The sequence below is a fragment of the Myroides sp. LoEW2-1 genome (assembly GCF_009767705.1).
GTDB classification, from domain to species: Bacteria; Bacteroidota; Bacteroidia; order Flavobacteriales; family Flavobacteriaceae; genus Flavobacterium; species Flavobacterium album_A.
The window spans coordinates 1-1,602 of sequence record NZ_WSPP01000203.1; the positions used below are offsets into that span (position 1 = coordinate 1).

A 1,602-nucleotide genomic window follows, 5' to 3' on the forward strand; every position below is an offset into this window, starting at 1 on the left:
ATTATAGTTTATGCTTACGTGAAAATCTCTTTTTTAATTAAATTCCCTAAGAGAGTCATTTTTATTCTAAATTTGCCTATACATAGATAGTACTTATATTAAAAGTAATATGCGGTAGATATGGGAAGAAATACACCTGCCAATAGAAAGGCTGTAAAGGATAAGATAGATAAAAAGAAGAAGAAAGAGCAAGAGGCAGCTGTTAAGCGTAAAGCTCTTTTGAAAGAAATAGTAAATCAAATGAAAAATAAATAATCAGTCTATTAGTTTTATAAAACCAGAGAATTCTATGGTCCTTTATAAAAAGTATGTAGATCTTTTTATTTAAAGTTATTCTAAATAAAATAGTAGAATAGAAAGAATCTTTCTATTTTTGGGAGAAACTCAAAAAATCATGAAGAACAGTATTTTTCGCTTCGGTTTAATTCTTCTAACAATGGGAGCGATGCTATCTTGTAGTAGCACAGTAAAACCGGATAAGGCAACACCTATTACTAACTTTAAAGTGGATCACTACTTAGGTACCTGGTATGAAATCGCACGTTTTGACTTTCGCTTTGAAAAAGACTTAGATAATACTTCGGCACAATATAGTCTAAATGAGGATGGGAGTATTAAGGTCCTCAATAGTGGATTTAACTATGTTGAGAAACAGTGGAAAAAAGCAGATGGGAAAGCAAAGTTTAGAGAAGATGAAAGCACTGCAGCACTTAAAGTAAGTTTCTTTGGTCCTTTTTATTCTGGTTATAACGTCATTGCTTTAGATGAAGATTATAAATATGCTTTAATTGCAGGAAAGAATCTTGATTATCTTTGGATTCTCTCAAGGGAAAAAACTTTACCTGAAGATGTGAAAGTAAAGTATTTAGAAATTGCAAAAGAAGTTGGATATGATACTTCTCGTTTGATATGGGTAAAACACGATAAGAGTGATAATCCCTATTTAAAATAATACAAATAAGCCCTCTAAAATAATTATGAGGGCTTATTTTTTATAGTATTTATATTGAAGTCACTTTGTAATGCTCTTTTACAAAAAGGATAGATTCCTTACATAAAATCTCTAAAGCGGCTAAGTTAATATCTGTTATTTTGCTTATATAGATGCACGCTTTTCCCATCTTGTATTTGCCTAAATCTACTAAGGCCATTCTACTTTTTTCGGTATCAGAGAAGACGTAGAGAGAAAATTTATCTTTGCGCGGAGAGAATCCCAAAATGGGAGCATCACCTTCATGGCCACTTGCATATTGATAATGATAATTGCCAAAACCTATAATGGTAGGGCCCCACATTCTCGGCTGATAACCAGACCAATGTTGAAATAATCTAATCAATTCTAGAGAATCTTCTTTCTTTTGTTGATTTTCTACATAGGAGTCTATAAATGTAGATACCTCTTGATCCGTATAAGTAGTTTTATTCTTTGCCATTGACACACTGAATTAAAAAATTAAAATAAGTATTTATATTGAATAAATAGCCAAAGACAACAAAAACGAGGCTGTCTAAAAAGCCTAAAAAACAAAACCCCGTCTAAAAAAGGCGGGGTTTTTTCATTGTTTGTCCTCAAAAATAATTATCTTCAAGGTGCAACCAAAC

3 protein-coding genes are annotated in these 1,602 nt (G+C 31.6%); 2 read left to right on the forward strand and 1 reads right to left on the reverse strand.

What is annotated here, in order from left to right:
• Positions 1–120 precede the first annotated feature (120 nt).
• Both GOQ24_RS16810 and GOQ24_RS11910 read left to right on the forward strand, forming a co-directional pair.
• Positions 121–255, forward strand: a complete 135-nt coding sequence (locus tag GOQ24_RS16810; RefSeq protein ID WP_258204373.1) for a hypothetical protein — start codon at positions 121–123, stop codon at positions 253–255.
• Between the two features lie 139 nt (positions 256–394).
• Positions 395–952 carry a lipocalin family protein gene (locus tag GOQ24_RS11910; RefSeq protein WP_155091426.1) on the forward strand — a complete coding sequence of 186 codons (558 nt, stop codon included), beginning with the start codon at positions 395–397 and terminating at the stop codon, positions 950–952.
• Positions 953–1,001: 49 nt separating this feature from the next.
• Here GOQ24_RS11910 and GOQ24_RS11915 read toward each other — a convergent pair whose 3' ends face one another.
• Positions 1,002–1,433: a DUF1801 domain-containing protein gene (locus GOQ24_RS11915; protein WP_155091427.1), complete on the reverse strand. Its 432-nt coding sequence runs from the start codon at positions 1,431–1,433 to the stop codon at positions 1,002–1,004.
• Positions 1,434–1,602: the final 169 nt, after the last annotated feature.